Source organism: Nostoc sp. C052 (assembly GCF_013393905.1).
Lineage (GTDB): Bacteria > Cyanobacteriota > Cyanobacteriia > Cyanobacteriales > Nostocaceae > Nostoc.
In genome coordinates, this window is the sequence record NZ_CP040272.1 from 3,385,959 (window position 1) to 3,412,841 (window position 26,883).

At 42.8% G+C, this 26,883-nt stretch carries 23 protein-coding genes; 5 read left to right on the plus strand and 18 right to left on the minus strand.

Annotated elements, in window-relative coordinates; genetic code table 11:
• Positions 1–5: 5 nt before the first annotated feature.
• From FD723_RS13620 to FD723_RS13640, 5 genes are all read right to left on the minus strand, one after another.
• Positions 6–593, minus strand: coding sequence for a LemA family protein (locus FD723_RS13620; protein ID WP_179065811.1), 588 nt, complete (start codon positions 591–593; stop codon positions 6–8).
• Positions 594–847: 254 nt separating this feature from the next.
• Positions 848–1,099: a hypothetical protein gene (locus FD723_RS13625; protein WP_179065812.1), complete on the minus strand. Its 252-nt coding sequence runs from the start codon at positions 1,097–1,099 to the stop codon at positions 848–850.
• A 342-nt stretch (positions 1,100–1,441) separates the two neighbouring features.
• The gene (glgB, locus tag FD723_RS13630; RefSeq protein ID WP_179065813.1) at positions 1,442–3,733 is read right to left on the minus strand and encodes a 1,4-alpha-glucan branching enzyme; all 2,292 of its coding nucleotides are present in this window, start codon (positions 3,731–3,733) and stop codon (positions 1,442–1,444) included.
• Positions 3,734–3,907: 174 nt separating this feature from the next.
• A complete protein-coding gene (locus FD723_RS13635) occupies positions 3,908–4,240 on the minus strand; it encodes a hypothetical protein (RefSeq protein WP_179065814.1) in 333 nt (110 codons plus the stop codon).
• A 613-nt stretch (positions 4,241–4,853) separates the two neighbouring features.
• On the minus strand, positions 4,854–5,087 hold the full coding sequence (locus tag FD723_RS13640) for a hypothetical protein (RefSeq protein WP_179065815.1): 234 nt from the start codon (positions 5,085–5,087) through the stop codon (positions 4,854–4,856).
• A 494-nt stretch (positions 5,088–5,581) separates the two neighbouring features.
• Here FD723_RS13640 and FD723_RS13645 point away from each other — a divergent pair, with 494 nt between their 5' ends.
• Both FD723_RS13645 and FD723_RS13650 read left to right on the plus strand, forming a co-directional pair.
• Positions 5,582–6,262 (plus strand): hypothetical protein, encoded by a 681-nt coding sequence (locus FD723_RS13645; RefSeq protein ID WP_179065816.1) that lies wholly within the window; start codon positions 5,582–5,584, stop codon positions 6,260–6,262.
• A gap of 96 nt (positions 6,263–6,358) precedes the next feature.
• Positions 6,359–8,200, plus strand: a complete 1,842-nt coding sequence (locus tag FD723_RS13650; protein ID WP_179065817.1) for a penicillin-binding protein 2 — start codon at positions 6,359–6,361, stop codon at positions 8,198–8,200.
• Positions 8,201–8,302: 102 nt separating this feature from the next.
• Here the strand turns inward: FD723_RS13650 and FD723_RS13655 are convergent, their stop codons facing one another.
• Both FD723_RS13655 and FD723_RS13660 read right to left on the minus strand, forming a co-directional pair.
• The gene (locus FD723_RS13655; RefSeq protein ID WP_179065818.1) at positions 8,303–9,316 is read right to left on the minus strand and encodes a glycerophosphodiester phosphodiesterase; all 1,014 of its coding nucleotides are present in this window, start codon (positions 9,314–9,316) and stop codon (positions 8,303–8,305) included.
• Between the two features lie 485 nt (positions 9,317–9,801).
• The gene (locus FD723_RS13660) at positions 9,802–10,752 is read right to left on the minus strand and encodes a hypothetical protein (protein WP_179065819.1); all 951 of its coding nucleotides are present in this window, start codon (positions 10,750–10,752) and stop codon (positions 9,802–9,804) included.
• A gap of 588 nt (positions 10,753–11,340) precedes the next feature.
• Here FD723_RS13660 and ligA point away from each other — a divergent pair.
• Complete coding sequence (gene ligA / locus FD723_RS13665; RefSeq protein ID WP_179065820.1) at positions 11,341–13,377, plus strand: NAD-dependent DNA ligase LigA; 2,037 nt, start codon at positions 11,341–11,343, stop codon at positions 13,375–13,377.
• A 362-nt stretch (positions 13,378–13,739) separates the two neighbouring features.
• Here the strand turns inward: ligA and mtnA are convergent, their stop codons facing one another.
• The 6 genes from mtnA to FD723_RS13690 all read right to left on the minus strand — a co-directional run bounded on the left by mtnA (position 13,740) and on the right by FD723_RS13690 (position 20,375).
• Positions 13,740–14,801: an S-methyl-5-thioribose-1-phosphate isomerase gene (mtnA, locus tag FD723_RS13670; protein ID WP_179065821.1), complete on the minus strand. Its 1,062-nt coding sequence runs from the start codon at positions 14,799–14,801 to the stop codon at positions 13,740–13,742.
• Positions 14,802–14,995: 194 nt separating this feature from the next.
• Positions 14,996–16,336, minus strand: a complete 1,341-nt coding sequence (locus FD723_RS13675) for a cytochrome P450 (RefSeq protein WP_179065822.1) — start codon at positions 16,334–16,336, stop codon at positions 14,996–14,998.
• Positions 16,337–16,518: 182 nt separating this feature from the next.
• Positions 16,519–18,426, minus strand: a complete 1,908-nt coding sequence (dxs, locus tag FD723_RS13680) for a 1-deoxy-D-xylulose-5-phosphate synthase (protein WP_179065823.1) — start codon at positions 18,424–18,426, stop codon at positions 16,519–16,521.
• Between the two features lie 474 nt (positions 18,427–18,900).
• Positions 18,901–19,026 (minus strand): hypothetical protein, encoded by a 126-nt coding sequence (locus tag FD723_RS42765; protein WP_256875177.1) that lies wholly within the window; start codon positions 19,024–19,026, stop codon positions 18,901–18,903.
• Between the two features lie 132 nt (positions 19,027–19,158).
• Entirely contained in the window at positions 19,159–19,605 is a 447-nt protein-coding gene (locus FD723_RS13685) for a hypothetical protein (RefSeq protein ID WP_179065824.1), read from the minus strand.
• 398 nt (positions 19,606–20,003) lie between these two features.
• A complete protein-coding gene (locus tag FD723_RS13690; protein WP_179069139.1) occupies positions 20,004–20,375 on the minus strand; it encodes a hypothetical protein in 372 nt (123 codons plus the stop codon).
• Positions 20,376–20,501: 126 nt separating this feature from the next.
• Here FD723_RS13690 and FD723_RS13695 point away from each other — a divergent pair, with 126 nt between their 5' ends.
• Both FD723_RS13695 and FD723_RS13700 read left to right on the plus strand, forming a co-directional pair.
• Entirely contained in the window at positions 20,502–20,810 is a 309-nt protein-coding gene (locus tag FD723_RS13695) for a hypothetical protein (protein ID WP_179065825.1), read from the plus strand.
• A gap of 33 nt (positions 20,811–20,843) precedes the next feature.
• The gene (locus FD723_RS13700) at positions 20,844–21,632 is read left to right on the plus strand and encodes a ferritin-like domain-containing protein (protein ID WP_218651822.1); all 789 of its coding nucleotides are present in this window, start codon (positions 20,844–20,846) and stop codon (positions 21,630–21,632) included.
• Between the two features lie 45 nt (positions 21,633–21,677).
• Here the strand turns inward: FD723_RS13700 and FD723_RS13705 are convergent, their stop codons facing one another.
• The 5 genes from FD723_RS13705 to FD723_RS13725 all read right to left on the minus strand — a co-directional run bounded on the left by FD723_RS13705 (position 21,678) and on the right by FD723_RS13725 (position 26,852).
• On the minus strand, positions 21,678–22,640 hold the full coding sequence (locus tag FD723_RS13705; RefSeq protein ID WP_179065826.1) for an aldo/keto reductase: 963 nt from the start codon (positions 22,638–22,640) through the stop codon (positions 21,678–21,680).
• A 301-nt stretch (positions 22,641–22,941) separates the two neighbouring features.
• On the minus strand, positions 22,942–23,247 hold the full coding sequence (locus FD723_RS13710; RefSeq protein ID WP_179065827.1) for a DUF4090 family protein: 306 nt from the start codon (positions 23,245–23,247) through the stop codon (positions 22,942–22,944).
• 70 nt (positions 23,248–23,317) lie between these two features.
• A complete protein-coding gene (locus FD723_RS13715; RefSeq protein WP_179065828.1) occupies positions 23,318–23,572 on the minus strand; it encodes a hypothetical protein in 255 nt (84 codons plus the stop codon).
• A gap of 6 nt (positions 23,573–23,578) precedes the next feature.
• Positions 23,579–23,716, minus strand: a complete 138-nt coding sequence (locus FD723_RS13720) for a hypothetical protein (protein ID WP_179065829.1) — start codon at positions 23,714–23,716, stop codon at positions 23,579–23,581.
• Between the two features lie 13 nt (positions 23,717–23,729).
• Positions 23,730–26,852: a phosphoenolpyruvate carboxylase gene (locus FD723_RS13725; protein WP_179065830.1), complete on the minus strand. Its 3,123-nt coding sequence runs from the start codon at positions 26,850–26,852 to the stop codon at positions 23,730–23,732.
• Positions 26,853–26,883: the final 31 nt, after the last annotated feature.

A 26,883-nucleotide genomic window follows, 5' to 3' on the forward strand; every position in this document is an offset into this window, starting at 1 on the left:
GACACCTAAAAAGACACACGTGGAGCATTTCTGATTTCTGGATTAGCTTCGGCGAGCAATTCTGCAACAGTAAAATTAAAGGTATTTGCCACAAGGTTGCTAGGGAAAGATTCGCTCTTGGTGTTGTAGAGTGTCACCGCATCATTAAAAGCTTGACGTGCAAAAGCAATCCGGTTTTCAGTAGAAGATAATTCTTCCATTACCTGAGTCATGGCGCGATCGGCTTTCAATTCTGGATAAGATTCTGAAAGTACCATCAAGCGACTTAAGGCACCTGTTAACGCTCCTTCAGCATTGCCCAACTGTTGCATCGCTTGAGGATCACCGGGATTTTGCGCGGCACGACTGCTAGCATTAATTGCAGAATTACGAGCAGCAATAACTGCTTCTAAGGTTTCTCGCTCATGTTTCATATACCCTTTAGCAGTTTCCACTAAATTGGGAATTAAATCATAGCGACGCTGTAATTGCACATCGATTTGAGAGTAAGCATTTTTGTAACGATTCCGATACTTGACTAAATCGTTGTAGCTATTAATGATAATTACAGCAACAATGGCAACTAAAGCAACCGAAAATATTAAAAGCCCCATATTTTTAGATTATTTCCATCAGATACTTACTTTTTTGCAGATTTACCAATCACGGTAATCCTTATATCCAGAAAACTTTGTGTGGATATAAAGATGAGTCTACTTGTAGCAAGTTGCCTTCGTCGTCTGTAAAATTAGTTACGCAAATTTACTTATACTGCACGAACGAGAGCCCCGACTTATTAAAGAAGTCAGGGATCTAAGCCTGGCGATTTTCACGAATTAGATAAAATTGCTATATATCATCAGATATTTCACCGATGAATCTGAATAAATAGGGAATAACCGCTAACAGCAAAAATAAAAAGGATAGCGGCAGGAAATATTATTACATCTCTAACAATAAATAAAATCCAATCTTTTCTTAGTTCTTGTTTAAACTTGAGTTCTCGCAGTTTTCGCTCCAGTTCTACTTCTTCTTGTGATTGTAAGTTTACATCTGGTAGAATTAATGAATTGTCGCCTTTGTTAGCAATTATTTTTGATAAATCTGTTATGTCTGTCATGCTCTTTAGATACCAATAATTTCAGTTTCAAGGTTTTGGTTATCATTTGCAATCCAGAGATACCTGCCCTTTTACTTTGATTCTACAGCTACTTTTAGAAATGTATAAGCGTAGCCTTTAATAGCACCTTAGCTTATCTCCACTAAGATGTTGTGCAAGATTGTTTATTTTCTCATTTGGTTAAGACAAGAGACGCGATGAATAGTCTTTTGTAGAGACGGCGATTTATCGCGTCTTTGAAATCTATAATTTTCATCCAAAACCTTAACCAAACTGTATTGACAGTCATTTATCTTTTATCTTAAACAAAAATTAAGGGTGAGCAATGCCCACCCCAAATTATTATCCAATCACCTCAGCAGTCTTTTTCTTATCCAGCTTGAGAATCAACACACCCAAAGGTGGCAAACACAAATCCAGTGAATAAGGACGACTGTGCAAAGACCAATCATCCGTCCATTTACCACCTAAGTTGCCCATATTGCTGCCGCCATACTGACGCGCATCACTATTGAACAACTCAGTATAAAATCCCTTTTGCGGTACACCAATGCGGTAATGAGAATGGGGTTGTGGTGTAAAATTGCAAACGACGATCGCAAAATCATCAGAATCCTTGTCGCGACGAATAAAGGAAACCACACTATGGCGATTGTCGCTACAGTCAATCCATTCAAACCCCGGTTCAGCAAAATCCTGGGTATACAACACTGGCTCAGAACGGTAGAGATGGTTCAATTCCCTGAAAAACGTTTTTAATTGTTGGTGTGGTTCATGCTGCAATAAATGCCACTCCAAATCAGCCCAAGCATTCCACTCACTCCACTGCCCAAACTCCATACTCATAAACATGGTTTTCTTGCCTGGATGAGCAAACATATAGCTAAATAAACAACGGATATTAGCTAACTTCTGCCATGTATCCCCCGGCATTTTACCAATGATATTGCTCTTACCATGCACCACTTCATCGTGGGATAGAGCCAGCATGAAGTTCTCGCTGTGGTTATACCACATACTAAAGGTAATATTGTTTTGGTGGAACTGACGGAACCAAGGGTCCATGCTGAAATAATCCAGCATATCGTGCATCCAGCCCATATTCCACTTCAAGTTAAAGCCCAGTCCGCCTGTGTAGGTCGGCCAAGATACCATTGGCCAGGAAGTGGATTCTTCCGCAATTGAAAGAATACCGGGGAAATAGCTAAAGATAATGTGATTTACCTGACGCAGAAAATCTGCTGCTTCTAGGTTTTCTCTGCCACCGTACTGGTTGGGCAGCCATTCTCCTGGTTTGCGACAATAATCGTTATAAAGCATCGAGGCAACAGCATCGACACGAATCCCGTCAATGTGGTACTTATCAAACCAGAAGAGGGCATTTGCTGCCAGAAAATTACTAACTTCATGGCGACCGTAGTTGAACACCAAAGTACCCCATTCTTTGTGTTCACCTTTACGGGGGTCGGCGTGTTCGTATAGGTGGCTGCCATCAAAGAAAGCTAGACCATGCCCATCTTTAGGGAAGTGACCGGGAACCCAATCTACAATTACCCCTATATCATTTTGGTGACATTTGTCAACAAAATACATGAAATCTTCGGGGCTGCCAAAACGGGAGGTAGGGGCATAGTAACCAGTTACTTGATAACCCCAAGAACCATCAAAGGGATGCTCCGCGATAGGCAGCAATTCTAAATGGGTGTATCCTAATTCTTTGATGTATGGAATGATTCGGTCAGCAAGTTCTCGGTAGGTAAGAAAGCGTGCGCCGGGTTTAAGTTCCGAAACGATAACTACAGGTTCAGTTTCACCATTGGGGAGTTTTGCTGGTTCTGCACTCGAAGCGTGTAACCAAGAGCCTAAATGCACTTCGTAGACTGAGACAGGCTGGGTAAGAGGGTCAGCGCGACGCCGCTTTTCCATCCAGCTTTCGTCATTCCAACTGTAAGCATCTAAATCAGTGACAATGGATGCCGTTTTCGGGCGGGGTTCCTGCTGGAAACCGTAAGGATCGGATTTTTCGTAAATGTGTCCTTCAAAATTTTTGATTTCATATTTATAATGCTCTCCCACACCGATTTCAGGAATAAACAATTCCCAAACTCCGGTAGGGCCTTTACGCATCTGGTGTTTGCGTCCATCCCAGAGGTTGAAATCTCCCAACAATGAGACATTCCGAGCGTTAGGTGCCCAAACGGCAAAATAAACGCCTTTAACGCCGTCTATTACCGTGGGATGCGCTCCCAGTTTTTCATATATCCGGTGATGGTTGCCTTCACTAAATAAATGCAGGTCAAAGTCTGTCAAGTTGGGAGAACGGAAAGCGTAAGGGTCATAAGTGACACGCTCATGCTCCCCTTCTTTAATGCGTAACTGGTAGTTTGCCAGTTCTGCGGTTTCAATGGTGCATTCAAAAAAGTGGGGATGATGCACCGTTTGCATTGGGTATTCCTTCCGTTGTTCAGGAAGAACAACCCATGCTGCACTTGCATTTGGTAAGTAGGCCCGCACAGCCCAGACAGTTTTACCGTCTTGTTCTATGGGATGAGAACCTAATATTTCAAAGGGATCGTTATGCTGATTCCAAACGATGCTGTTAACCTGTTCAGGGGCGATCGTGGTCATGGACATGAAGCTACCTAAGTGAAATAACGTGATTGACTAAATCTACTTTTTTAAACTATCTATATATATTCTTTACATTTATTTGCAATTTTGTCGCCACCGTTATCCTACATCAGAATGGGACATAGGGCATGGGGCATTAAACAGAGGATGAATTACAAATGACTAATGACTAATTTATTAAAAATTTAAAAATGGGAAGAACTGAAGCAAGGTTTTACGTAAGCGAAGCAAGTAAATCTGTTCTCGAATTTTGGGGTCTAGTTTTGGTGGCGGAACTTCTTGCAGCTGGGCTTGCAACTGGATGTATTCGGCAGCTGTGAGGAATTTTCCATCAATAGGCGATCGCGCTTCTATGATAATTTGTGTCCGTAATATTTCTTCTGGTGTATCCTCTGGTGGCGGTAATGCGATTACAGATGACCCCCAATCGCTACTTAAGATAAGCAAAGTTGCACTAATCACAATTAAACTCAGTAATTTTATCGCCTTTCTCGCTCTAACTCTCCCCATATTCTAAACTGCGTTTACAACGCAGGATGAAAATCTATTTTTCCCATACCCCATACCTCAATACGCTTGGGATAAGCTTTTTTCTCCTCCCCCTGCATCCTCTGCTCAAGAACTGCCTGGCTCAACGGATAAATTTATTAACCCAAGCGTATTGCCCCATACCTAAATTTTTGCAATAAAAATCTGGCAATATCAAGTAACATTACCAGGTCTTTCCTGATACAGGAAAGACTACGGGGAATGCTCAAGAGCAATTGCCAGTTAGCGATCGCAATAAATTAAATTATTTTGCCCTCTCAAAACTCAGTAGTCTCAGTAATTCAAACATACCAAAAGAGGGAAGTGTCTTGCGTACAAAATGGCTGAGATTTACATAACTCAACTCACTTAGATTAGAAACAAGGTTTTATCAAGCGGGAATTTCAGGCGGACACTTGGTTGAGGAAGGAACCCTCTTTACCAGTGTCCTCTACTTCTTGCCCTACTTAGCTGATATTTGAGCCAACATAAAACATGCAGGTTTTTACGCGAACCTAATTAATTTAAGCTATGTAATCAGGAACGCTGTCACTAAGCAGTTCTGGGCGTGATTTAAACTAAAGTTTAAGATGCCTTATTTAGGAGTAGCAGCGGGAGTCGCAGCAGGAGTAGCAGCAGGAGTAGCAGCGGGAGTCGTTGCAGGTGCTACGGGAGTCGTTGCAGGAGTAGAACCAGGAGCAGGTGCATCAGTTGGTTCACCTGTAGCAGCGGGAGTCGCAGTACCAGTACCACCACCACCACCTTCACAGGCTCCGAGAATTGCAGCCAGACTTAACATTAGAGCAAAACCAAAGATTTTTGTTTTCATAACTCCTCTTTCACCAATTGTGGCTAGAACAATTTTTCGCCTGTTGAATACGATACCGTATTTATTGCTTTTTTTTAATTCTGCGAGATTACATACTTAAAAAAAACAATCCTTCGGGGTATTCTTTTTGGGATTACGCATCCTGATGAGTTTCTCTTCAACTCAAGAGCAAAACGAAAATTACCAAATTCTCTAGCAAACCGAGCTATGATAGCAAAAAATTTTATTTTTTTCATAGAGTATTGCACCTTGCTACCCGACGTTGCCATACTTTAGGTGCGATACCTAAAGGTTAAGCTGTCCAATTTTTAATCGCTGATTACAAACATTGGATATCTAAGGGATGCAAACACTGGTACAGCTACCTATCATCAAAATTAAAAGGGTGTAGCCTGTTATGTGTGCTTGTTGTATAGAAGGTGATTTTAACCTCCTCAAAAACAGACAATAAAGACAATCAATCTAAAGTACAGTATTTTCCATCTAAAAAAATTATGGTAGTTGCTCGTAAATCTACTGTTTCTGCAAAGGCTAATTGGTTCTGGCGAGATTCCATCCTTTCTTTAGGGAGGCGACGCCCTGCACGCCTGGAGTCAGCAGCACGGAGCGTTTCTCCACCAGTATCCTCTCAAAGACAACAGCGTTCCTCGAAAAATTTAGCGGTTTCTCCCACAAATGAGCCAGTTGTAGCTAAATCAGTAAAAGATTTGGGTAGACGACAAGTTCCAAATCTCAATGAGCAGTCGAGTCCGAATCAGAAGAGTAAGGGGATAGGTTTTTTTGGCCTTCCGACAATGCCTAATTCTGGAGCGACACCTTTGTGGTTGCTGCGCTTGTATACCTTTCATCGTTATTCGTCAGTTTTGGCGTTTTTGTTAGTAACATCAACACTTGCTGTGTATGGTTGGACGGTATATTCACAAGAGCTTTGGGGTCAGTCATATCGCAGACTGCAAAACCTCCAACGTCATGAGCGCCTGCTAACTACAACCACCGCGACGCTGAAAAATAAAATGGCTAATGAAGCAGAACAACCAACAGCAGGTTTGGTATTGCCAACTCCTGAAGGGATGATTTTCTTGCCTCCAGTATCTCAAAGTCCTAAGCAAGCATCGTCTAACACAACGCCAAATTCTGAAACGCAACCGCAAACACTCTCGCCACTGGGATACTAATCCCTAAGAGTCATTTGTCATTTGTCATTAGTCATTAGGACTGAGACTTCTGGTTAATCACAAAAGGCAACAGACAAAGGACAAAGGACAAACCCAATGCAGAAGTCACCAAGCAAAACAAAATTCAGAAAGTTTCGGAATTCAAAATTTACAGGGCGACACAAGGACAAGGGTGATAAACGAGGGCTTTTGGGAAAATTAGCCTCTAGTATCCAAAACCAAACATCCACCACTAAGTCCCGACTGTTCATTGTCTGGGGCGTATTAATGGCATCAGGGTTGGGGTTGGCTATTAACTTGTATAACTTACAAATTGTCAAGGGACCAAAGTTAACTGAGCAGGCACGCAATCAGCAAATGGTGAATTTGCGACCTTTTATGCCCCGTCGCCCAGTGGTAGATCGCAATAGTAATCTGCTGGCGATTGACCGTCCTGTATATACTTTGTACGCTCATCCCAAGCTGTTTGATAAGTCCAATGAGGATATGGCAGAGCGACTTGCCCCAATATTGGCAAAAGATTCTGCTGAATTGGTGAAAACTTTTGAAAGCAAAAGAAGCGGAATTATACTTGCGCCAGCCTTACCAGAAGAAATTATCGATCGCGTCATCTCTTTGCGCTTAAATGGTCTGGAGTGGGCTCAAAAATACTCCCGATATTATCCACCAGACGATTTGGTTTCTGACGTGGTAGGCTACGTGAATGTTGACCGTCGTGGTCAAGCAGGTGTGGAATATTCTCAAGAGAAGTTGTTAGAACGTCCTGTACAAACGGTGCGACTTAGTCGTTCTGGGAATGGGTCCCTGATGCCGGATCATGCACCTGAAGGTTTTTTGCATTTTGATGATTTGCGACTGCAACTTACTATTGATAGTCGTTTGCAACGAATTGCTCGAATTGCGCTCAAACAACAAATGGAGAAGTTTGACGCCAAACGTGGGGCAGTAATTGTCATGGATGCCTTGGATGGTTCCTTACTCGCCCTCGTTTCTCAGCCTACTTATAATCCTAATGAATACGCTAAAGCTAATATTTCACTATTCAAAAACTGGACGGTGGCGGATCTTTATGAACCGGGATCGACTTTTAAGCCTTTGAATGTAGCGATCGCTCTCGAAAATGGTGTCATCAAACCAGATGATATGTTTAATGACTCCGGTTCTATTCGAGTCGCTAATTACACCATCAAAAATGCCATGAATAATGGTAATGGGCGAATCAGCATCGCTCAGATTTTGCAATATTCCAGCAACATTGGGATGGTGCAAATTATCCAACGCTTAAAACCTTCAATTTACTACAACTGGCTAGAACGCTTGGGGCTAGGACAAAAAGTGGATACAGATTTACCTTTTGAAGTCGGCGGACGGCTCAAAAGTCAAGAAGAATTTATCGCTTCGCCAATTGAACCAGCTACTACTTCCTTTGGACAAGGCTTTTCCATGACACCATTACAGCTAGTGCAAATGCACGGTGCTTTAGCTAATGGCGGTAAGTTGGTTACACCCCATGTAGTTCGCGGGCTGATTGATAGCAAAGGGCAAATGCATGATTCACCAAATCGCACCACCCCCCGCCAAATTTTCTCAGCCGCAACAGCCCAAAAGGTTTTGGAAATGATGGAAACTGTTGTTACTCAAGGCAGCGGCAAGGCAGCACAAATTCCGGGATATCGCATTGCTGGTAAAACTGGTACAGCCCAAAAAGCTAGTGCGAATGGCGGATATATCAAGGGTGCGAGAATGACCAGCTTCGTAGCTATTTTACCAGTGGAATCTCCTCGCTATGTAGTATTTGCATTGGTGGATGAACCAAAAGGAGAAAGTGCTTATGGTTCTACTGTCGCCGCCCCAATTGTCAAATCAGTAATCGAAGCGCTGATTCCTCTTGAGCAGATTCCCCCCAGTAAGGTGATTGAGCAGCAGAAAGTGCCGTAGATAGGGGGAGCGGGGAGCAGAATTTTCCCCTCCGCCCCCCGCCCCTCTGCCTCTTCTCAATGCCCAATACCCAGTAAATTTTTTAAATTTTGAATATTCAATCTAAAATTTGGTGGCAGCGAAAGCCGTATCTGGGTAATCACTAAATACACCATCAACACCTAAGTTGAAAAATAGTTCATATTCACCTTGGGGATTTCCTTGAAAGTCCAGGGGTAAAAAGTAGTCTTCATTGCGGAAAGTCCAGACATGAACCAGCAAACCTGCGGCATGAGCATCTGTGACTAAAGATGTAGGCGATGTCTGGCGACAAGCCGCTCCGCGTCTACGCAATCTACCATTGCTATCTCTCGGAACCAGTAAATTTTTATGAATTCCAATCGCTTTTGCATATTTAGCAATTTCTTCTAAGCCTGATGCTGTAACTAAATCTGCATAAGTGCTTTCACAACCACTAACGACAAAATCATAAGGTTTACCACTGTCATTCAGCAATTGCACCAAAGGTAAATCTGTCTTTGTAGATAAATCTTGTAAATTACTCACTTCAAAAGACTGAATGAAAATAGGTGCGTTAGCTCCCTGATAACCGTTGGCTGTTAAAGTTGCAAGTAGGGGTGCTTCTAGGGCTAATCCAATAGATTGAAAGTAAGTTGGGTGCTTAATTTCTGGGTAAATGCCAATCTCCCGATTAATTTCGCTACTTTTAACCTTGACTAAATCGATGATTTCTTGCAGCGTCGGAATTTCTAAGAGTCCATCATAGACGGTATTTTGAAAGCGCAGTTGGGGGATTCGCTCTTTAGCTCGTAGTGTTTTCAGTTCTCTGAGGGTAAAGTCTTCAGTAAACCAGCCAGTTTTGGTTTCACCATCAATTATTTTGGTAGTTTGCAGGTGAGCAAATTCTGCATGGCTTGCAACATCGGTGGTTTCAGAAATCTCATTTTCATGACGAGCAATTAAAACGCCGTCTTTGGTGGAAACTAAATCAGGTTCAATATAATCAGCGCTCAGTATCGCTAACTCATAAGCAGCTAAAGTATGTTCGGGACGGTAGCCGCTAGCGCCTCGGTGTGCAATGATAATTGGAGATACATCTTGCAAAGTTCTACTCATTACTTTCTCCGCCTCAAAAACTGGTATATAAAACAATACGCTTGGGTTAAGGGTTATTGATGTAGATAATTGGTCTAGAGAAGACGCGATAAATCGCGTCTCTACATCAAGGTTTTGTTGCTCTATCTGAACTGTATTGGTATATAAAAGACAAGGATATTAGCACATAACGGCAAACATCAAGCTAGCATCTGAAAATACACAAAAATGTGGGTGCTTTCCCCTTCGCTTGACTTGTTGTACTAGTACAACACGGTGTAAATAAACTGCCCATTCCAAATCTACGAAAATCGGCTATCTCTCCCATCCCAACAAGAGGGGTGTCCGGGATAGCTACCCGCCGATTTAGTCATTAGTCATTAGTTCATTGGGGCGCTAATGACTAATGACTCAAAATCCCTCAGCTTGAAGCCGGGGGATGAGTTAATGAAACACTTACGCTGTATTCATTGTTAATTTTTAATTTTTAATTCCGCCTTGCGGCACTAGTAACCACTGACATCAACCAATCGATATCCTTCACCAACCAGTTTGTCAAAAGTCGCTTGATACTGGGCTGAGGTCAATCCATGTCGCGCCTCCCAAGCAGGACTGTCTGACTTCTCCCAAATAGCCGCGTATCGGTCTTTTCCATTGACACTGTAACCACTAACGTGAACTAATCGATATCCTTCACCAATCAGTTTGTCAAAAGTTGCTTGATACTGGGCTGAGGTCAATCCATGTCGCGCTTGCCAAGCTGGTCCACCAGACTTCACCCAAATAGCTGCGTATCGGTCTTGTCCGTTCACGCCATAACCACTGACATCAACCAATCGATATCCTTCACCAACCAGTTTGTCAAAAGTCGCTTGATACTGGGCTGAGGTCAATCCATGTCGCGCCTCCCAAGCAGGACTGTCTGACTTCTCCCAAATAGCCGCGTATCGGTCTTTTCCGTTGACACTGTAACCACTAACGTGAACTAATCGATATCCCTCACTAACAAGTTTGTCAAAAGTTGCTTGATACTGGGCTAAGGTTAATCCATGTCGCGCCTCCCAAGCAGGACCGCCAGACTTCACCCAAATAGCTGCGTATCGGTCTTGTCCGTTCACACCATAACCACTGATATCAACCAACCGATATCCTTGACCAACCAGTTTGTCAAAAGTTGCTTGATACTGGGCCGAGGTCAATCCATGTCGCGCTTGCCAAGCGGAACCACCAGATTTTACCCAAATAGCCGCATATCGGTCTTGTCCGTTAGCTATTGCTTGTATTGTGCCATGAGGAATTTTCTTTAACTGGATAACATTTTGAGCAAGTACCTTTGTGTTTGTCTCAGTCTTGTTAACACTACTAGCAAAGTTGTTGGGAGCGGCAAAAGCGGAACTGACTAAAGTTGAAAGTAACACTGCACTAGAGGCAGTAAATGTTAAAGAGCGTATGAACATATTAGTAAAATAAATCTGTAATAATGTATTGGGTTTTGGGCTGCACTAACTAAATAGGTTGGTATTTGTTTTTTTATGCAATACCAGGGAGCAGTGCCGACAATTATAGATATTCTTGATTTACAGACGATTCCAGAATTCAGAATACTGGTATTTTATTTAGATGCTTTAGGTATAATTATGCTACTTTGACTTGAATCTACACTACTTAGTATCTTAGAATTACTTATATTAGAAAAAATTATTTTGAGGTTTTCAACAGGGAATGATTTATAAGAAGAATTCAGAACTCAGGAGTAAGAATGGGCTAAACGCCCCGCTACCGCTAACAGTATGAATGGAAGCGCTGTACGTAAAATGTTAGGTCTAGCGATGGATGCGACGATTGGTATTAAATTAATTAACCTAGAAAAATAGTAGTGTTTGCTCAAAGTACCTCTGTTAATAGCAAGCTGATTAGCCAAACCAATTTTTATGGGAAGTACCTTGACTCGGTGACGGTCAGTCGCGGCTATCTAAACAAAGCCTGTATAAGCAGGTTTGCTCATTTTTAAATTGTATTCGTCTAGATATTTTGTAATAATCCTGATGACACAGATTAAGCCGGAAGTAAAGCGCACAGAAGAATTGCGCCAGTTATTGCAACAAGCTAGCTATGCTTATTACGTCCTAGATGCTCCCATTATGGAGGATGCAGTCTATGACCAGTTATATCGAGAATTACAACAATTGGAAACTCAATATCCAGAGTTGACAGCACCCGATAGTCCGACTCAGCGCGTGGGTGAGAGACCAGCAACGCAGTTTACCTCGGTGCGGCATAATATCCCTTTGTACAGTCTGGAGAATGCCTTCAATATTGATGAGTTGCAAGGCTGGGATCAACGTTGGCGGCGACAAATACCAAAAATAGATTCAGTGGAATATGTCAGTGAACTGAAAATTGATGGTTCTGCTTTGGCTCTTACTTACCAAGATGGCATTCTAGTTAGAGGGACAACTAGGGGTGATGGGGTGACGGGTGAAGATATCACCCAAAACGTGCGGACAATTCGCTCAATTCCCTTACGTTTGAATTTTGAAGGGTTAGAAATTCTCGAAAGGGTGGAAGTGCGAGGTGAGGCGTTTTTGCCATTGGAAGTGTTTAAACAAATTAACGAGGAAAGGCAAAAAGCAGGTGAGCAATTATTTGCTAATCCCCGTAATGCCGCAGCTGGTACACTCAGGCAACTAGACTCGCGCATTGTCGCTAAACGGCGGTTAGATTTCTTTGGCTACACCTTGCACATTCCTGGTAGAGATGACACCAGTATTGCCAATACGCAATGGGAAGCGTTGGAGTTGCTAGAAAAGATGGGTTTTCGAGTCAACCCTAACCACAAACTCTGTGCTTCGATCGCAGAAGTGGCAAAATATTATGAATACTGGGATACGGAACGACTGAATTTACCCTACATGACTGATGGGGTAGTAGTGAAGCTGAGTTCTTTTAAACTTCAGGAACAGCTAGGGTTTACGCAGAAATTCCCCCGTTGGGCAGTAGCCTTAAAATACCCAGCCGAAGAAGCACCTACCCGTGTGGAAAATATTGCTGTAAATGTTGGGAGAACGGGGGCTTTAACACCGTTAGCTGAAATGCGCCCGGTGCAATTGGCGGGAACAACAGTTTCCCGTGCAACTTTACATAATAGCGATCGCATTGTTCAATTAGACATCCGCATTGGTGATACTGTCATTGTCCGCAAAGCTGGAGAAATTATTCCAGAAGTGGTGAGGGTAATCAAAGAACTCCGTCCGGCTGATACTGACCCCTTCGTGATGCCTACCCATTGCCCAGTCTGTGGCCAACCTGTGGTGCGAGAATCAGGTGAGGCGGTGACTCGGTGCGTCAATGCTTCCTGTGCGGCGATTCTTAAAGGTTCCATTGAACATTGGGTAAGTCGTGATGCCTTAGATATTAAAGGTTTAGGCGAAAAGTTGGTATATCAACTCGTTGATAAAGGTTTGGTGCATTCCGTTGCCGATTTATATGAGTTGACAGCAGAGAAATTATCTGCATTAGAAAGAATGGGGAAAAAGTCGGCAGAGAAGTTAGTGGATGCGATCGCTCAATCAAAAAATCAACCTTGGTCAAGGGTATTATATGGTTTAGGCATCCGTCACGTTGGCAGCGTAAATGCCCAATTGTTGACTCAGAAATATTTCACTGTAGACCAGTTAGCCACAGCAAAGCAATCAGATATTGAAGGCATTTACGGTATTGGTGCTGAAATTGCCCAATCGGTGTATCAGTGGTTTCGGATTGATGCCAACCAAAAATTGATAGAACGCCTGCAAGCAGAAGGATTGCAATTAACTGCCACCGAGGAAACAAAAACAGTTGGCGATGGGAATCAAAAGTTCGCAGGTAAAACTTTTGTAATTACGGGTATATTGCCAACCTTAAAGCGTGATGAAGCAAAGGCTTTGATTCAAAAAGCTGGGGGGAAAGTGACTGATTCAGTGAGTAAAAAAACAGATTATTTATTATTAGGAGAAGATGCCGGTTCTAAGTTAGAAAAAGCGGTTTCCCTGGGAATTACGCAGTTAAGCGAGGTGCAATTGTTGGAGATGATTAAAGATTGAATTAGGGACTGGGGATTGGGGATTGGGAAGAATAAATTTCCCAAATATTATTAAGTATAAGTTACTGGATACGGACATGCAAACGATGAAGTTGCGATCGCATATTGGGGCAGATGTCAATACTACTCGATTTTTGCATTTTGAACTCAGAATTTGGGTTGGGGAAAAAGTTAAAGGGGAAGGGTTAAAGGTTTTTTCTTTCCCTTTTCCCCCGCCCCTTATCCCCAGAGGAGGGAATGCAACAACTGCGGCAAGAAGTAGCATTGGATAAAACCTCAATCCGCTCCATGATTGAAGAAGGGCAAAGATTTTAATGCAGTTTGTTTGGGATTGTTCTGCATCTTTAGACCGCAGAGTGTCAATTACACTACTTGTTTTAGCTGTGATTTTGCTAAATGATGAGGCGCGATCGCTCCATTCTCTGTAATGATGGCTGTAATCAACTCTGCCGGAGTCACATCAAAAGCTGGATTGTAAAAATCTACACCCGCAGGTGTGAGAATGGTATCGCCAACTTGATAGATTTCTGTTGGTTCGCGTTCTTCAATGGGAATTTTGCTACCATCAGCTAATTCAAAATCAACGGTGGAAAGGGGTGCAGCAACAAAGAAGGGGATATTATGGGCTTTAGCTGCGATCGCAACACTATATGTACCAATTTTATTAGCAGTGTCGCCATTAGCCGCAATTCGGTCAGCACCCACAACTACAGCATGAATCAAACCCTGTTTCATACAATGGGCTGCCATATTATCAGTAATTAATGTTACTGGAATACCTTCTTGCACACATTCCCAAGTAGTGAGTTTTGCGCCTTGTAAGCGAGGACGAGTTTCGTCGGCAAATAAACGTTCTAAACGTCCTTCCCTCCAAGCGGAACGCACAACACCCAAGGCTGTGCCGTAACCAGCCGTAGCTAGTGCCCCAGCATTACAGTGAGTAAGTAAAGTCAGCTTTTGTGGGGTAGTGGGCAACACTGCCAAACTATGATCGCCGATCGCTTGACAGGTTTGCAAATCTTCAATATTAATTGCTTGGGCTGTTTGCAAAAGTGTTTGCTTAATCTCTTCTACTGTTCCCAGGGTTTCGTATGCGGCTTTCAGCATCCGGCTAATTGCCCAAAATAAATTTACTGCTGTTGGACGAGTAGAACACAACAACTGGGCTACTCGATCTAAGTGTTGCAAAAATTCGGTGCGATCGCTAGTCTCAATTTCCCTCGCGCCAAGATACATTCCATACCCCGCAGCCACACCAATTGCCGGCGCACCTCGAACAATCATCGTTTTAATTGCCCGCGCCATATCTTCACTGCGGTGAATTTCCACAAATGTATATTCGTTGGGTAGGCGTGTTTGGTCAATTAGTGACACCGAATCGTTGTGCCAAATAACGGGATAAACCTGGTTTGTGGAAAGTGTCACGTTGCTTTGCTCCGAATTAAAAATTAAAAATTAAAAATTAATTATCCCTATAAATAAATTTAGGGGCAAGTAAACAGACTTCGTATTTTGAGCCATACGTCTTAAAATACAGCGTCCTTGTTAAATTCCCCTTTGGCTGACGCTTACGGAACGCCTAAATTCTAAATTTATTTATAGGGATTTCTCCTGCCTCCTTAAGCAACCTGTTTGAGTTGTACCTTTAGCCCGTTTTCTGGGCGTAAGGTAATTGAAGGCTGTGGCACGATTGGGTATCCTGGTACTAAATCCATTTGGAAACTTTGAGCGATAGTTGCCAATAATAAAGCTGCTTCCATCTGAGCAAAACCTTTACCAATACAAATTCTTGGCCCATCTCCAAAGGGAAAATATACTCCTTTCGGTAGTTGCTTTTCAAATTCCTGTGTCCATCTTTCTGGTTGAAAAGCTTCAGGATTCTCAAAATACTTGGGATGACGGTGCATTACCCATTGGCTAATCATGATTGCCATGCCTTGGGGAATTTCATAATCACCAATCTGCGTATCTACTGCTGCTTCTCGCCCCATGAGAGGTACTGGAGGATATAACCGCATTGATTCTTTGATAATTTGCTGTGTATAAACTAACTGTCCAAGATTTTCCAGTGTTGGTAATTTTCCTTGCAGGACTTGATTTAACTCTGATTGTAATTTTTCACGCACTTCGGGATTTTGCGCCAAGAGCAACCACGTCCAGGATAAAGTATTTGCAGTAGTTTCATGCCCTGCCAACATTAAGGTAGCTACTTCATCTCGCAGCAATTTATCATCCATCTGCTGAAGAGTTTGTTCGTCTTTTGCTTCCATTAACATTGTCAACAAATCATTGCTTTTTTCTGCACTATTACGACGTTCTTGAATCAGTTTATAAATAGCTTCATCCATTTGGGCAATAGCGTTACGATAACGGATATTTTCAGGTCGGGGAAACCACTCCAATACCAGAAAATTCTGCCGCCGCTTACTTTCAAACCACTGCATTGCTACATCTAGTGCATTGGCAACAACTTTGGCTTCTCCTGCATCTACGTCTGAGCTAAATATACACTTCATAACTATTTGCAGCGTTAGGTGCATCATATCTTGATGAACATCATGAGTTTCACCATCGTGCCAACTTTGAAGCATTTGGTTGGTGTAATCTACCATTATTTGACTATAGGCATTAATCCGTTTTTGGTGAAATACTGGTTGGGCAAGACGACGCTGCCAAAACCAGGATTCTCCTTCTGCGCTTAACAACCCTTCTCCTAATAAGGTTTTTAAAGCCCGTAAGCCTCGACTTTTAATAAAATCGTTGCGATTTTTGAGAACTTCTTCTATATATTCAGGATTAGTTATTAAACAACTAGATGTTAACCCTAACTGTAAGGGAACAAGATCACCATAATCGCGACAACTGGTCAGAAATCCTAATGGATCTTGTCCAAGTTCAAGTAGATGTCCAACTATTGAGTTAGCGGACGGTGCTGGTAACTCGAATACATCAGCAGCCATAGCAAAAAACCTCTATTCTTGTGTATATTTAATGACATTGATTCAACGTTAATATTGAATTCTTCCTCCAAGAGAGGTGTTAGGCAAACTGCCTAGAAAATTTGGAGGGTTCTCAGTATCTTCATGAAAATAACCCCAGAACTTGGGGTTATTTTCATAAAACTATTCTGACTTAGAATTAGCTAAACCACAGCAGATACTTGCTGCTTAAAGAAAGCTTGCAAAACTCTCTCTGCTATTTGATGGCTAGTTAAACCTAGTTCTGTTTTAGATTCATTGGGTTCTGCATGATCTACCAATACATCTGGTACACCAAATCGCTTGACAGGAACGAGAATATCTGCATCTAGTAAAGCTTCAGCGATCGCACTACCAAAGCCACCCATCACACAGCCTTCTTCTAAGGTGACAACGCGGCCAATTTTCTTAGCTAAAGGCAAAATCAACTCGGTATCCAAAGGCTTAACGAAACGGGCATTAATTACAGTTGCTTCAATACCATGTTCGCTAAGAATTTCAGCGGCTTGCATTCCTGGATAGACCATTGTGCCATAAGCAACAATTAACACGTCATCGCCTGTACGCAGAATTTCGCCTTTGCCGATTTCCAAAGGTTCCCAACCTTCCTCCATCAAGGGAACGCCGTAACCATTGCCACGCGGATAACGCATCGCAATTGGCCCACTGGTATGGTTAACACCAGTTACTACCATGCTTTGCAGTTCTGCTTCGTCTTTGGGGGCCATGATTACCATATTGGGAATGCAACGCAGATAGGCAATGTCATACATACCTTGGTGGGTGGGGCCATCCGATCCTACGATTCCTGCCCGATCCAAGCAGAAGAATACTGGCAGGTTTTGGATGCAGACATCATGAATGATTTGGTCGTAGGCGCGTTGTAGGAAGGTGGAATAAATAGCCGCAACGGGTCGCATACCTTCGGTTGCAAGTCCTGCTGCTAGAGTAATTGCGTGTTGTTCCGCAATGCCGACATCAATATATTGATTGGGCAGTTTTGCCTGAAGTTTATCTAAGCCTGTCCCCGTTGCCATCGCCGCAGTAATGCCGACGATTTTCGGGTTTTGTTCGGCAAGTTTCACAAGAGTGTGAGAAAAGACTTTGGCATAAGCCGGGGGTTTGGGTTTATTAGAAGGAATGGCTTTGCCTGTTGCTACGTTGAAGGGGCTTTGGGCGTGGTAGCCAACTTGATCTAGTTCGGCAATTTCATAACCTTTGCCTTTGACTGTTGCGACGTGTACCAAAACTGGGCCTGGTATCTGATGTGCCTGTTGGAAGGTGGTAATCAATTCTTCGAGATTATGTCCATCCACCGGCCCAATGTAGGTAAAGCCGAGTTCTTCAAAAACTGCACCTACCTTGGGAACAGCCAAACGTTTCATACCTTCTTTGATGCGTCCGAGTTCAGGAGACAAGGATTCACCCACGAAGGGAATTTGCTTAAACTGTTCTTCAAGATTATCTTTAATAAATTGCACCGGTTGGCTGAGGCGCATTTTGTTGAGATAGCGGGGAATCGCGCCGACGTTGCGAGATATGGACATGTCGTTGTCGTTGAGAACAACTAACAGGTTAGTTTTCGGCATGTGTCCGGCATGGTTGATGGCTTCTAAAGCCATACCGCCAGTTAGCGCCCCATCGCCGATCACAGCAACGGCTTTAAATTTTTCCCCTTTCAAGTCTCGCGCTAAAGCCATGCCCAATGCTGCGGAAATACTTGTAGAAGCGTGTCCAGCCCCAAAGTGGTCAAACTTGTTTTCACCGCGTTTGAGATAACCTGCAACTCCGTCCTTTTGTCTGAGGGTGTGGAAGCGATCGTAACGTCCGGTAAGCAGTTTGTGGGGATAAGCTTGATGTCCTACATCCCAAATCACTTTATCCCGATCTAAGTCTAGTGTCTGATAAAGTCCTAGTGTCAATTCGACAACACCCAACCCTGGCCCCAAGTGTCCACCATTAACTGCTACTGTTTGGAGATGCTTATCTCGAATCTGACGGGCAATCTGTTGTAGTTGGCGAACAGATAAACCGTGCAACTGATTAGGATGGGTGATTTCGCTCAGATGCATATTATAAGGTTTTCCTCTCTAAACTTCGAGTTTCGGTATTTTGATTTTCCCACGGTCGGGTTGTTCACAGAATCAAACTCTTACATTGTTACTAAGTTGTAGTGGAAAGTATAACTTCGTAATTGATAATGGTGAAAAATTTGTTAACCATTAACAATTCGTCAAATTAAATTGCAATCAGTTAAAGTTATAACACATTTGTCAATAAGTAATGCTACTTAAAAGTTGTTTGTAACCCGTATAGAAAAACAAGTTTTTTAGAAGTAATTTGCGGAAGTTCCCTGCGAGGATTACTCAGTTTCACCTTTTTAAGTTAGTAAAAAAGAAAGTTAAATATTTTATTTCTAACTATATATCTAGCATATTTGCTGGTAAATATTTCACTATTGTTGCTTCTGTTCTGCGGTGACAGGAGCTAATTTTATCAGCGATCGCTAGTTTAGCTAAACTCAATAGACATGTATCTAAAAGTACTTATTTATTCTGGTGGGATTCAGTATTTACTATGTCAGTCCCGGTAATCTCAATAGGGTTCGGTGAAGGTTTGACGCGGTAAATCATCACAAAGACGCGATAAATCGCCGTCTCTACAATAATCATTTATCGCGGCTCTTGGCGTAACCGAAGAGTATTGCCAGTAACTTAATATTTTTCTGAATCACTCGTGAAAAACAAGATCCCCGACAACTTTGACGAAGTCGGGGATCTGCGGATTGCTGCTATATTTATTCTTTATTTACCAAAAGCATCTTTAATGTTTTCGACGGTGCGTTCAACAGCATTTTTTGTTTTATCTACTGCTTCTTTAGTCCGAGATGCATCTTCATTTGCTCTTCTTTGAATTGTCGCTGCATCTTTCTTGGCTTTGCGTTCAGCAAAACTACCATTATCTGTTGCTTGGTCAACTTTACTGGCATTGCTCTTGGCAGCATCCTTAACTTTATCTGCCGCATCATCAATGAAATTTTTGGTTCGTCCAGCATCTCTACTGGCTTTTTCTTGAGCGCGATCGCCTGCGTCTGAGGATGCAATCAAGGTTGCAGCAGGATCAGCCATTGCTGAGGTGTTTGAGAAAAATGCACCTTGCCAAACAAAAGCGATCGCTAACATCCCAAGCAATGCTGTAGCCATCCAGCGTTTTACTGTGGAAAGCTGTTTTGTAACATAATTCTGTTTCATACAAGACAATCTCATGTGATTTACTATACTAAATCTACTTTATTTAGCTGATTAGCCATATCGATCCCTAGATAGAAGTTCTAGCGTCAATAGTTATGAAATGAATTCACTATTTTGATAGATTGAATTTTGAGTAAAGATTATTTCTTGGTAATTAGGGAACTCCAAGAAATAAATTATCCAATATTGTGGGGTGGGCGACACGAGAGTTAATTGAATATTTTTTTATTTGTCAGTCCCTTAAAGTTTGAATTAAACATTAGACCTCTTGCAAAAAGCACTTTTGCAAGAGGGGAAAAGGGTAAAGGTTAAAGGGGAAGGGGACAATACAGAACTTTTTCTCCTTTTCCCGACTTATGCAAGAAGTCTATTAACTTGCGATCGCTTCCAGGCGGTGGTTACGCTATCGCAACTGACTTTTTACGGTTGGGACGCTTGCGTTCTGATTTTTTCTTCAGTCCGACTGCTTGGGCTTGATCGCTATCTGAGCCATATTGGCCGCGAATCACTTCTTTCATGGCTAATACAGCATTGTGAAATTCCCATTCTGCTAATCGCGCCGCGTCAGCAGCAGCACGGTATAAAGTTAGTTTTTCAGTTTCGGCTTGTTGCTGCGCCAGCATCGTCTGATAAGCTTGCTGTAAGTTTGCTACAGACGCATCAGTACGGGTTGTGTTGTATGTGCTGATGGTTTGCAAGCCGTGTAATGAGTTTATATCTTGACTAATTGATTGAGAAGGCAGACGGCGGGTTTGATCTTGGGCGGGCATATAAGCATACTGGTATAGGTTATACATTTAATGTGCCCATTAGAACAAAAAAACTAACGATAAGGTGAAATTTTTAGATTGAACAAGGTTAAAAAAAGTCTGAGTTAATTTTTGCATGGCAAAACAATGGCATTGTTAGTCGAAACAATGGCATTGTTAGCCGAAACAATGCCATTGTCAGCCGAAACAATCGCATTATCAGTTGAAACAATCCCATTGTCAGCCGAAACAATGGCATTGTCAGCCGAAACAATGGCATTGTTAGCCGAAACAATGGCATTGTTAGTTGAAACAATGCCATTGCAGAACGTTGCATTAGATAGCGTAGCGATCGCAATTACAGTAGTTTTGGGAATCATTAAAACTATGACTTACGCACGAGTTAGAAATAACGAACCGCAGAGGCGCAGAGAACACGGAAAAATCAGAGTTTGAGAGATATTTTGCGTAAGTCCTAAAAACAATACAATGCTATACATATTTGGAGTTTTGATGAATCCTCATAAGCTGTTACCTACTTTGTCTTCCATCACAACATCTGATGATTGGTACACCTACTACAAAGCCAATGCTAAGTTTCAATTAGAAATCCCTTGGAAGCGGGGTGCAGAAATCACAAAGGATGAACAGAATGCCATAGCAGATTCTTTAGCAGCTTGGCAGTTGGGTGAGACATCAGATGGGTTGCACTTATTAGCTACTGCTCAAAACTATGCACAGCGCATCAAAGATCCTAAATATGTTGATGTAATTGAACTATTCATCAAAGAAGAACAACGTCACGGAAGCGACTTAGGAAAGTTTCTCGATCTTGCCCAAATTCCTCGGTTGCAGCGTAACTGGGGCGATACGTTGTTTCGGAAAATACGCTATGCAATTCCAATGATGGAGATTTGGACAACTCCTGTGATTATGGTTGAAACTTTAGCATTGGTCTATTACAAAGCAATTCAAAACGCAACAAATTCCCCTGTTTTAAAGCAGTTGTGTCAACAAATATTGAGAGACGAAGTAAAGCATATTCGTTTTCAGTACGAGCGTCTGGCAGTTCTACACCGAAACCGCCCTATATGGTTACGGAAGCTCACTTATCTTATGCAGCATTTTCTTTACTATGTACCAGTGATTCTAGTTTGGATTGGTCATCATCGCGCACTCAAAGCCGGAGGACATAGTTTTACAAGTTACTGGCGGGATGCTTGGGTAAAAATGAATTTTGCTTGGGAGCGAATGAAACCAGAAAGATACCAGTGGTAGCATATCGATGTGTGGACTTCCTCTACATACAACACTCAGAAAGCATCAAGCTGACATCAATTGCTGGATGCGCTGCGGTTCCTCTCCCAGCCAATCTGGATTTTGGGCAGTGCTGTCAAATATTGATGAGGTTTTGAACGGCTCAAACTCGCCGCGTGATGCTGCTTCTGCCGTTTTTGCTAAGAGCGATCGCACTTGCTCGTCATTCATTGGCTGGAACGTCCGCACTGCTTCAAAAGCTTGCTCTAGAATTTCCATACTGTCAATTCCGGTAATCACAACCGATGTCGGCAGATTCAAAGCATAGTGTAAACACTCAATTGGCGTTACTGTCTTTGACCGTAAAAGAATACCATTTGCCAAGCTTTTCATCCCCAAAACGCCGATGTTTTGTTTCACAAGTTCTGGTACAACTAGTTTTGCAAAGCTTCGGTAGTGGGCATCCATCACATTTAGCGGCATCTGCACTGTATCAAATTTAAACCCGTGAGCAGCTGCAACTTCTAGCGTATGTAGATGAATATGGGGATCTTTGTGTCCAGTGAAGCCGATGTATCGGAGTTTTCCAGCTTCTCGCGCCTCAATGAAGGCAGCATTTGCCCCTTCTGGATCAAAAATTCGATGGGGATCTTCGTATCGAATCATTTCGTGATGCTGAACCAGATCGATACAATCAACTTGCAAGCGTTTGAGTGATTCGTCTAACTGTTTTGCAGCTTCTTTTTTAGAACGACCATCGATTTTCGTCATCAGAAACACTTTATCTCGATAGCGATCGCGCAGTGCTTTTCCCATACGAATTTCGCTGACTCCACCGTTGTAATCCCAACTGTTATCCATAAAAGTGATGCCGCGATCGATGGCTGTTCTCACAATACGGATAGCCAATTGCTCATCAACGTGCTTCAAGGCGATGTGCCAACCGCCCAACCCAATGGCGGAAACTTTCTCTCCTGTGCTACCGAGTACTCGATATTGCATTTCTGAATTTGACGTAGTTTCTGACATGTGTTCTCCAAGGCTTTCAGCTATTACTCAAGTACATATAGCCACCTGCCAATTCAAACACAAGGCAAAGTTGACAATATCTTGCTGTAGATACACTTTTCAGCGCGATCGGGAAAAGATTCAAGAAGCCAAAATATCGATGGCAATTTCGGATATTTGAGGTAAAGAATTGAGATTATTGTAGAGACGGCGATTCATCGCGTCTCTTGCTTTAACCGAACAGTGTTAAGGGCACAGCATTACTGTGCCCCTACAACATATTTGGTTCAAATAAATGAAAACTGTTGTAAAACATTAACAATTATTTACCGCTATAGAAAAAGGCAATTTCTTTTTCTTTTAGGGGTGCGAAATCAGCATCTACAAGTAATTGGTCTAGTTCTGCTTGGGGAATGTGCTTTGCGCCAATTCGCACAATGCGCGATCGCATCGTATTAGATACACCACTGCGCTGTCTATTGCCTTCTAGCGCCATAACTTTACCATAAAGTTCTAACTTGGCAGGCGGAATAGGAGAACCATCAAAATCAATTCCCTGTGCGATCGCTTCATCAATCGCATCAGCCCCAGTAGTAGTTTGATTCCCTGAGTTAGTTTCGGTAGGCATGGTGATTTTCTCTTCTTAGCTATGGGTAGATTTTACCAGCCTTGCTGACACCAAAGCCGCCAAAGGTTAACTAATCACGAGCTTGTCGCGTCACCACACCACCAACAAACGCCCCTAAGATAGTGCCTGTCCAAAGTCCTGTTGTGCTACCTTGCCACATTGCCCCTGGCGTCATCCAAGCATTGCACATCTCCTTTAAACCCCAAGGTTGGTTTTGGCACTTTTGGCTATGGAGCATCATGGTGATTTGCCCACTGGTGTAAGCGCCAAAAAAACCTGATGACAAAGCCAAAAAAGTACAAATTAAAATTTTATTTTTTGTCATTAGTCATTAGTCATCTAAAACTGGTTCCCAGCCTCCAGGCTGGGAACCCATTCTGAGAGGCTCCGCCTCCTCTTTCTTGACCAGAGGCAGAGCCTCTGGGAATACATTCCCAGCCTCCAGGCTGGGAACGAGGCTATGCCCCATGCCCAATTCCCAATCAACCCGTATTTCTCATCCCAGCAGCAATGCCATTAATAGTTAACAATGCTCCTCGCAGTAACTCGCCTTTGCTGTAACGAGAATGAATTACTCCAGAAGTCGCAGTGGTATTTAGGGACTGCCGTAAACGCTTGAGTAGTGAAACTTGGATAAATCCCAAAGGTACAATTGTGCCATTGCGTAACTGTACAGATCGTTGCAACACAGGATCGCCATCTAACAGTCGATTGTGATCGGTGATTTTTAACACCAAATCCCTTGTCAGATAAAACTCGCTAGCAATTTGGTCAAAAACCTTGGCAAAACGAAGTTTATCTTCTGGCTTGGACAATTCTTGAACGTAGTGATGTGCCATTTGCATATCTACTTTTGCCAAAGTCATCTCAGCCTTAGAAATCACCATCTTGAAAAAGGGCCACTTAATGTAAAAGTAGCGCAGCAATTTCAAGTGTTCTTCTGGTTCTTCGTTCAAGAATTCTTGTAAAGCTGTGCCAACGCCATACCAAGAAGGAAGTAAAAAGCGGGTTTGTGTCCAGCTAAATACCCAAGGAATCGCTCGCAGACTGCTTAAATCTTTCTTACCAGATGGACGACGTGCGGGACGAGAGCTAATTTGCAGCTGGCTAATTTCTTCAATGGGGGTTACTTGGTGGAAGAAGTCAACAAAATCAGGTTGTTCGTAGATTAAGGCACGATAATGTTGACGCGATCGCGCTGCTAATTCTTCCATAATCTCATTCCAGGGTTCAATATCATCAAACCCTGTTCGCAGCAGGCTAGCTTGAATCACTGCTGTGGTGATGGTTTCCATGTGATACAAAGCCAAGTCTAACAACGAGTATTTAGAAGCCAAAACTTCTCCTTGTTCGGTAATCTTGATTCGCCCATTGATACTATGACCTGGTTGAGCCAAAATCGCCTCGTAAGCAGGGCCGCCACCACGTCCCACAGAACCACCGCGTCCGTGGAAAATCCGCAAATTTATATCGTAGTTTTCTGCTATTTGTTGCAGTGATTTTTGAGCTTTATGAATTTCCCAGTTGCTACTTAAAAAACCAGAGTCTTTGTTGCTGTCAGAATACCCCAGCATTACTTCTTGTAAGTTTGTGGGGAGGGGGGAGGAGGTGGGAGAGGCAGGGGAGCAGGGGAGCAGGGGAGCAGGGGGGGCAAAGGAGGCAGGGGAGGATGAGTTTTTTTCATCCACAATACTCTCTGCTTTTGTTTGTTCGTAACCGCCGGCTAACAAAGCGCGATATAAGGGGAGTTCAAACAGTTTCCGCATGACGCTTCGGGAGCGTTGTAAGTCTTCTACTGTTTCAAAGAGGGGGACAACTTGAATGGTTCCCACAGCTATGGCGGGGTCAAAAAGTCTGGCTTCTTTGGCTAACAGTAGTACTTCCAGCACATCGCTTACGTCGCGGCACATGCTGATAATGTAAGTTTGGCAGATATTTAGACCAAATTCTTGTTGGAGCGATCGCACGACGCGAAAGGTTTCAATGACATCGTTGGTTTTTTCAGAAAATGGCAATTCTGCCGGAATCAATGGCCGACGGGTTTGCAATTCTCCTGTCAGCCAAGCGACTCTTTGCTCCTCCGAGAGGTCGTTGTAAGGTTGGGGTAATAGTTGTAGATATTCCAGTATCTCATTGAGCGCATCGGCGTGGCGGGATGATTCTTGACGAATATCTAGCTGTGTCAAATTAAAACCAAAAATTTCTACCTGACAGATGAGATTTTCTAATTCTCGACAACTTAAGCCTGTTTCTGTCAAGTTGCGCTGAATCATCCGCAGTTCTGCTAAAAAATCGGCTCCTGAACGATACAGAGGACTATCCTGATTTGTTGGCGTTTCCCGATTGTACAAAGCTAGATTGCGATCGCGAGTATTTTCCAGTCGCTTCAATACATAAGCCAGTTTCAGCCGATAAGGTTCTTGTCGATAACGTAGCGCCAGTGCGTCGTAGACTTCACTCAACTGGGACTGATCCGCTTCTAAAGATTCCAGCAAGTCTGGTAAGACATCACTCCAGTGCATCGACACACTCAACAACTCAATCAGATTTTTTACTGACTGAATATATCTCCCTAGCACCATTTTGCGCTGATAGCAAGCTGTCTGCCAGGTAATTTCGGGTGTAACTGATGGGTTCCCATCTCTATCTGAGCCTACCCAGGAGCCGAATGAGCAAAAGTTTTTACTCGGTGGTTCTAGCCAAGGAAAGGTATTAGATAGGGTATGTTTGAAGCGTTTATAAAGTTGGGGAATGCCATCAAATAAAACTTCTTGGAAGTAGTGTAGAGCATAATCTACTTCATCTAGCACCGTGGGTTTAAACTGATGAAGTTCGTCTGTGCGCCACCAGAGGCGAATTTCTTCGAGCAATTGTTCGCGGACATCTGCTGCTTCCCAAGGATATGCTCCTGGTGTATTCCCAGAATGGTTTTCTAAGGCATCCAACTTTTGCAAAAGTTGTACCACTTGTCGCTGCTTATCTCGGATGGTATGACGAACAATTTCCGTCGGGTGCGCTGTGAAAACTAAGCGGACATCCAGATGTGCAATTAGACGTTGAATTTGCTGGGGTGGTACATTCATTTTGAATAAATAGGGAAATAAGGCAGCAAAAGTACCTTTGGGTTTGACTTGCGCCTTTTCGAGATAATTCTTTCTCAGGAAGTCTGCTGCTATTCCCTTACTAACAGGCGTGTCATCTTCTCTTTGATTAGAGGAATAGTTGACATTGGCTGGTGTTTCTGGCTCGATTTCCTCTGTCTCTGCCTCATAGCGACTCAATTGCTGCCGTTGTTCGTATTCCTGCTCTATGATGTTAATCAACTGAAAATATAGAGCGAAAGCACGAGCCGCGCGAATTGCTTCGTTGATATTTAGTTGTTCAATTAATTTGACGGCTGAGGATGCTTGGTCATTTGTTGCTTGTCCTTCTGGCGAACATAAATCGCGCAACTGCCGCAACAAATCTACCATATTTTGACCACATTCTTGCCGGAGAACTGACTCCCACAATTCTTCCACTACCTGGAGACGATGGCGCAAAAATAATTCCGACACCGGGTATATATCCGCAGTTTGAGACGAAGAGTATAAAAGGGAACCCATATTCTCTATTCTTGTAAAGCTATCTTTGTGT

What these genes read in the sequence shown, in the direction of transcription:
- FD723_RS13620 (WP_179065811.1), bottom strand. Translation starts at nt 593, where the DNA reads ATGGGGCTTTTAATATTTTCGGTTGCTTTAGTTGCCATTGTTGCTGTA.
- FD723_RS13625 (WP_179065812.1), bottom strand. Translation starts at nt 1,099, where the DNA reads ATGACAGACATAACAGATTTATCAAAAATAATTGCTAACAAAGGCGAC.
- glgB (WP_179065813.1), bottom strand. Translation starts at nt 3,733, where the DNA reads ATGTCCATGACCACGATCGCCCCTGAACAGGTTAACAGCATCGTTTGG.
- FD723_RS13635 (WP_179065814.1), bottom strand. Translation starts at nt 4,240, where the DNA reads ATGGGGAGAGTTAGAGCGAGAAAGGCGATAAAATTACTGAGTTTAATT.
- FD723_RS13640 (WP_179065815.1), bottom strand. Translation starts at nt 5,087, where the DNA reads ATGAAAACAAAAATCTTTGGTTTTGCTCTAATGTTAAGTCTGGCTGCA.
- FD723_RS13645 (WP_179065816.1), top strand. Translation starts at nt 5,582, where the DNA reads ATGGTAGTTGCTCGTAAATCTACTGTTTCTGCAAAGGCTAATTGGTTC.
- FD723_RS13650 (WP_179065817.1), top strand. Translation starts at nt 6,359, where the DNA reads ATGCAGAAGTCACCAAGCAAAACAAAATTCAGAAAGTTTCGGAATTCA.
- FD723_RS13655 (WP_179065818.1), bottom strand. Translation starts at nt 9,316, where the DNA reads ATGAGTAGAACTTTGCAAGATGTATCTCCAATTATCATTGCACACCGA.
- FD723_RS13660 (WP_179065819.1), bottom strand. Translation starts at nt 10,752, where the DNA reads ATGTTCATACGCTCTTTAACATTTACTGCCTCTAGTGCAGTGTTACTT.
- ligA (WP_179065820.1), top strand. Translation starts at nt 11,341, where the DNA reads ATGACACAGATTAAGCCGGAAGTAAAGCGCACAGAAGAATTGCGCCAG.
- FD723_RS13675 (WP_179065822.1), bottom strand. Translation starts at nt 16,336, where the DNA reads ATGGCTGCTGATGTATTCGAGTTACCAGCACCGTCCGCTAACTCAATA.
- dxs (WP_179065823.1), bottom strand. Translation starts at nt 18,426, where the DNA reads ATGCATCTGAGCGAAATCACCCATCCTAATCAGTTGCACGGTTTATCT.
- FD723_RS42765 (WP_256875177.1), bottom strand. Translation starts at nt 19,026, where the DNA reads ATGATTATTGTAGAGACGGCGATTTATCGCGTCTTTGTGATGATTTAC.
- FD723_RS13685 (WP_179065824.1), bottom strand. Translation starts at nt 19,605, where the DNA reads ATGAAACAGAATTATGTTACAAAACAGCTTTCCACAGTAAAACGCTGG.
- FD723_RS13690 (WP_179069139.1), bottom strand. Translation starts at nt 20,375, where the DNA reads ATGCCCGCCCAAGATCAAACCCGCCGTCTGCCTTCTCAATCAATTAGT.
- FD723_RS13695 (WP_179065825.1), top strand. Translation starts at nt 20,502, where the DNA reads ATGGCATTGTTAGTCGAAACAATGGCATTGTTAGCCGAAACAATGCCA.
- FD723_RS13700 (WP_218651822.1), top strand. Translation starts at nt 20,844, where the DNA reads ATGCTATACATATTTGGAGTTTTGATGAATCCTCATAAGCTGTTACCT.
- FD723_RS13705 (WP_179065826.1), bottom strand. Translation starts at nt 22,640, where the DNA reads ATGTCAGAAACTACGTCAAATTCAGAAATGCAATATCGAGTACTCGGT.
- FD723_RS13710 (WP_179065827.1), bottom strand. Translation starts at nt 23,247, where the DNA reads ATGCCTACCGAAACTAACTCAGGGAATCAAACTACTACTGGGGCTGAT.
- FD723_RS13715 (WP_179065828.1), bottom strand. Translation starts at nt 23,572, where the DNA reads ATGACAAAAAATAAAATTTTAATTTGTACTTTTTTGGCTTTGTCATCA.
- FD723_RS13720 (WP_179065829.1), bottom strand. Translation starts at nt 23,716, where the DNA reads ATGGGGCATAGCCTCGTTCCCAGCCTGGAGGCTGGGAATGTATTCCCA.
- FD723_RS13725 (WP_179065830.1), bottom strand. Translation starts at nt 26,852, where the DNA reads ATGGGTTCCCTTTTATACTCTTCGTCTCAAACTGCGGATATATACCCG.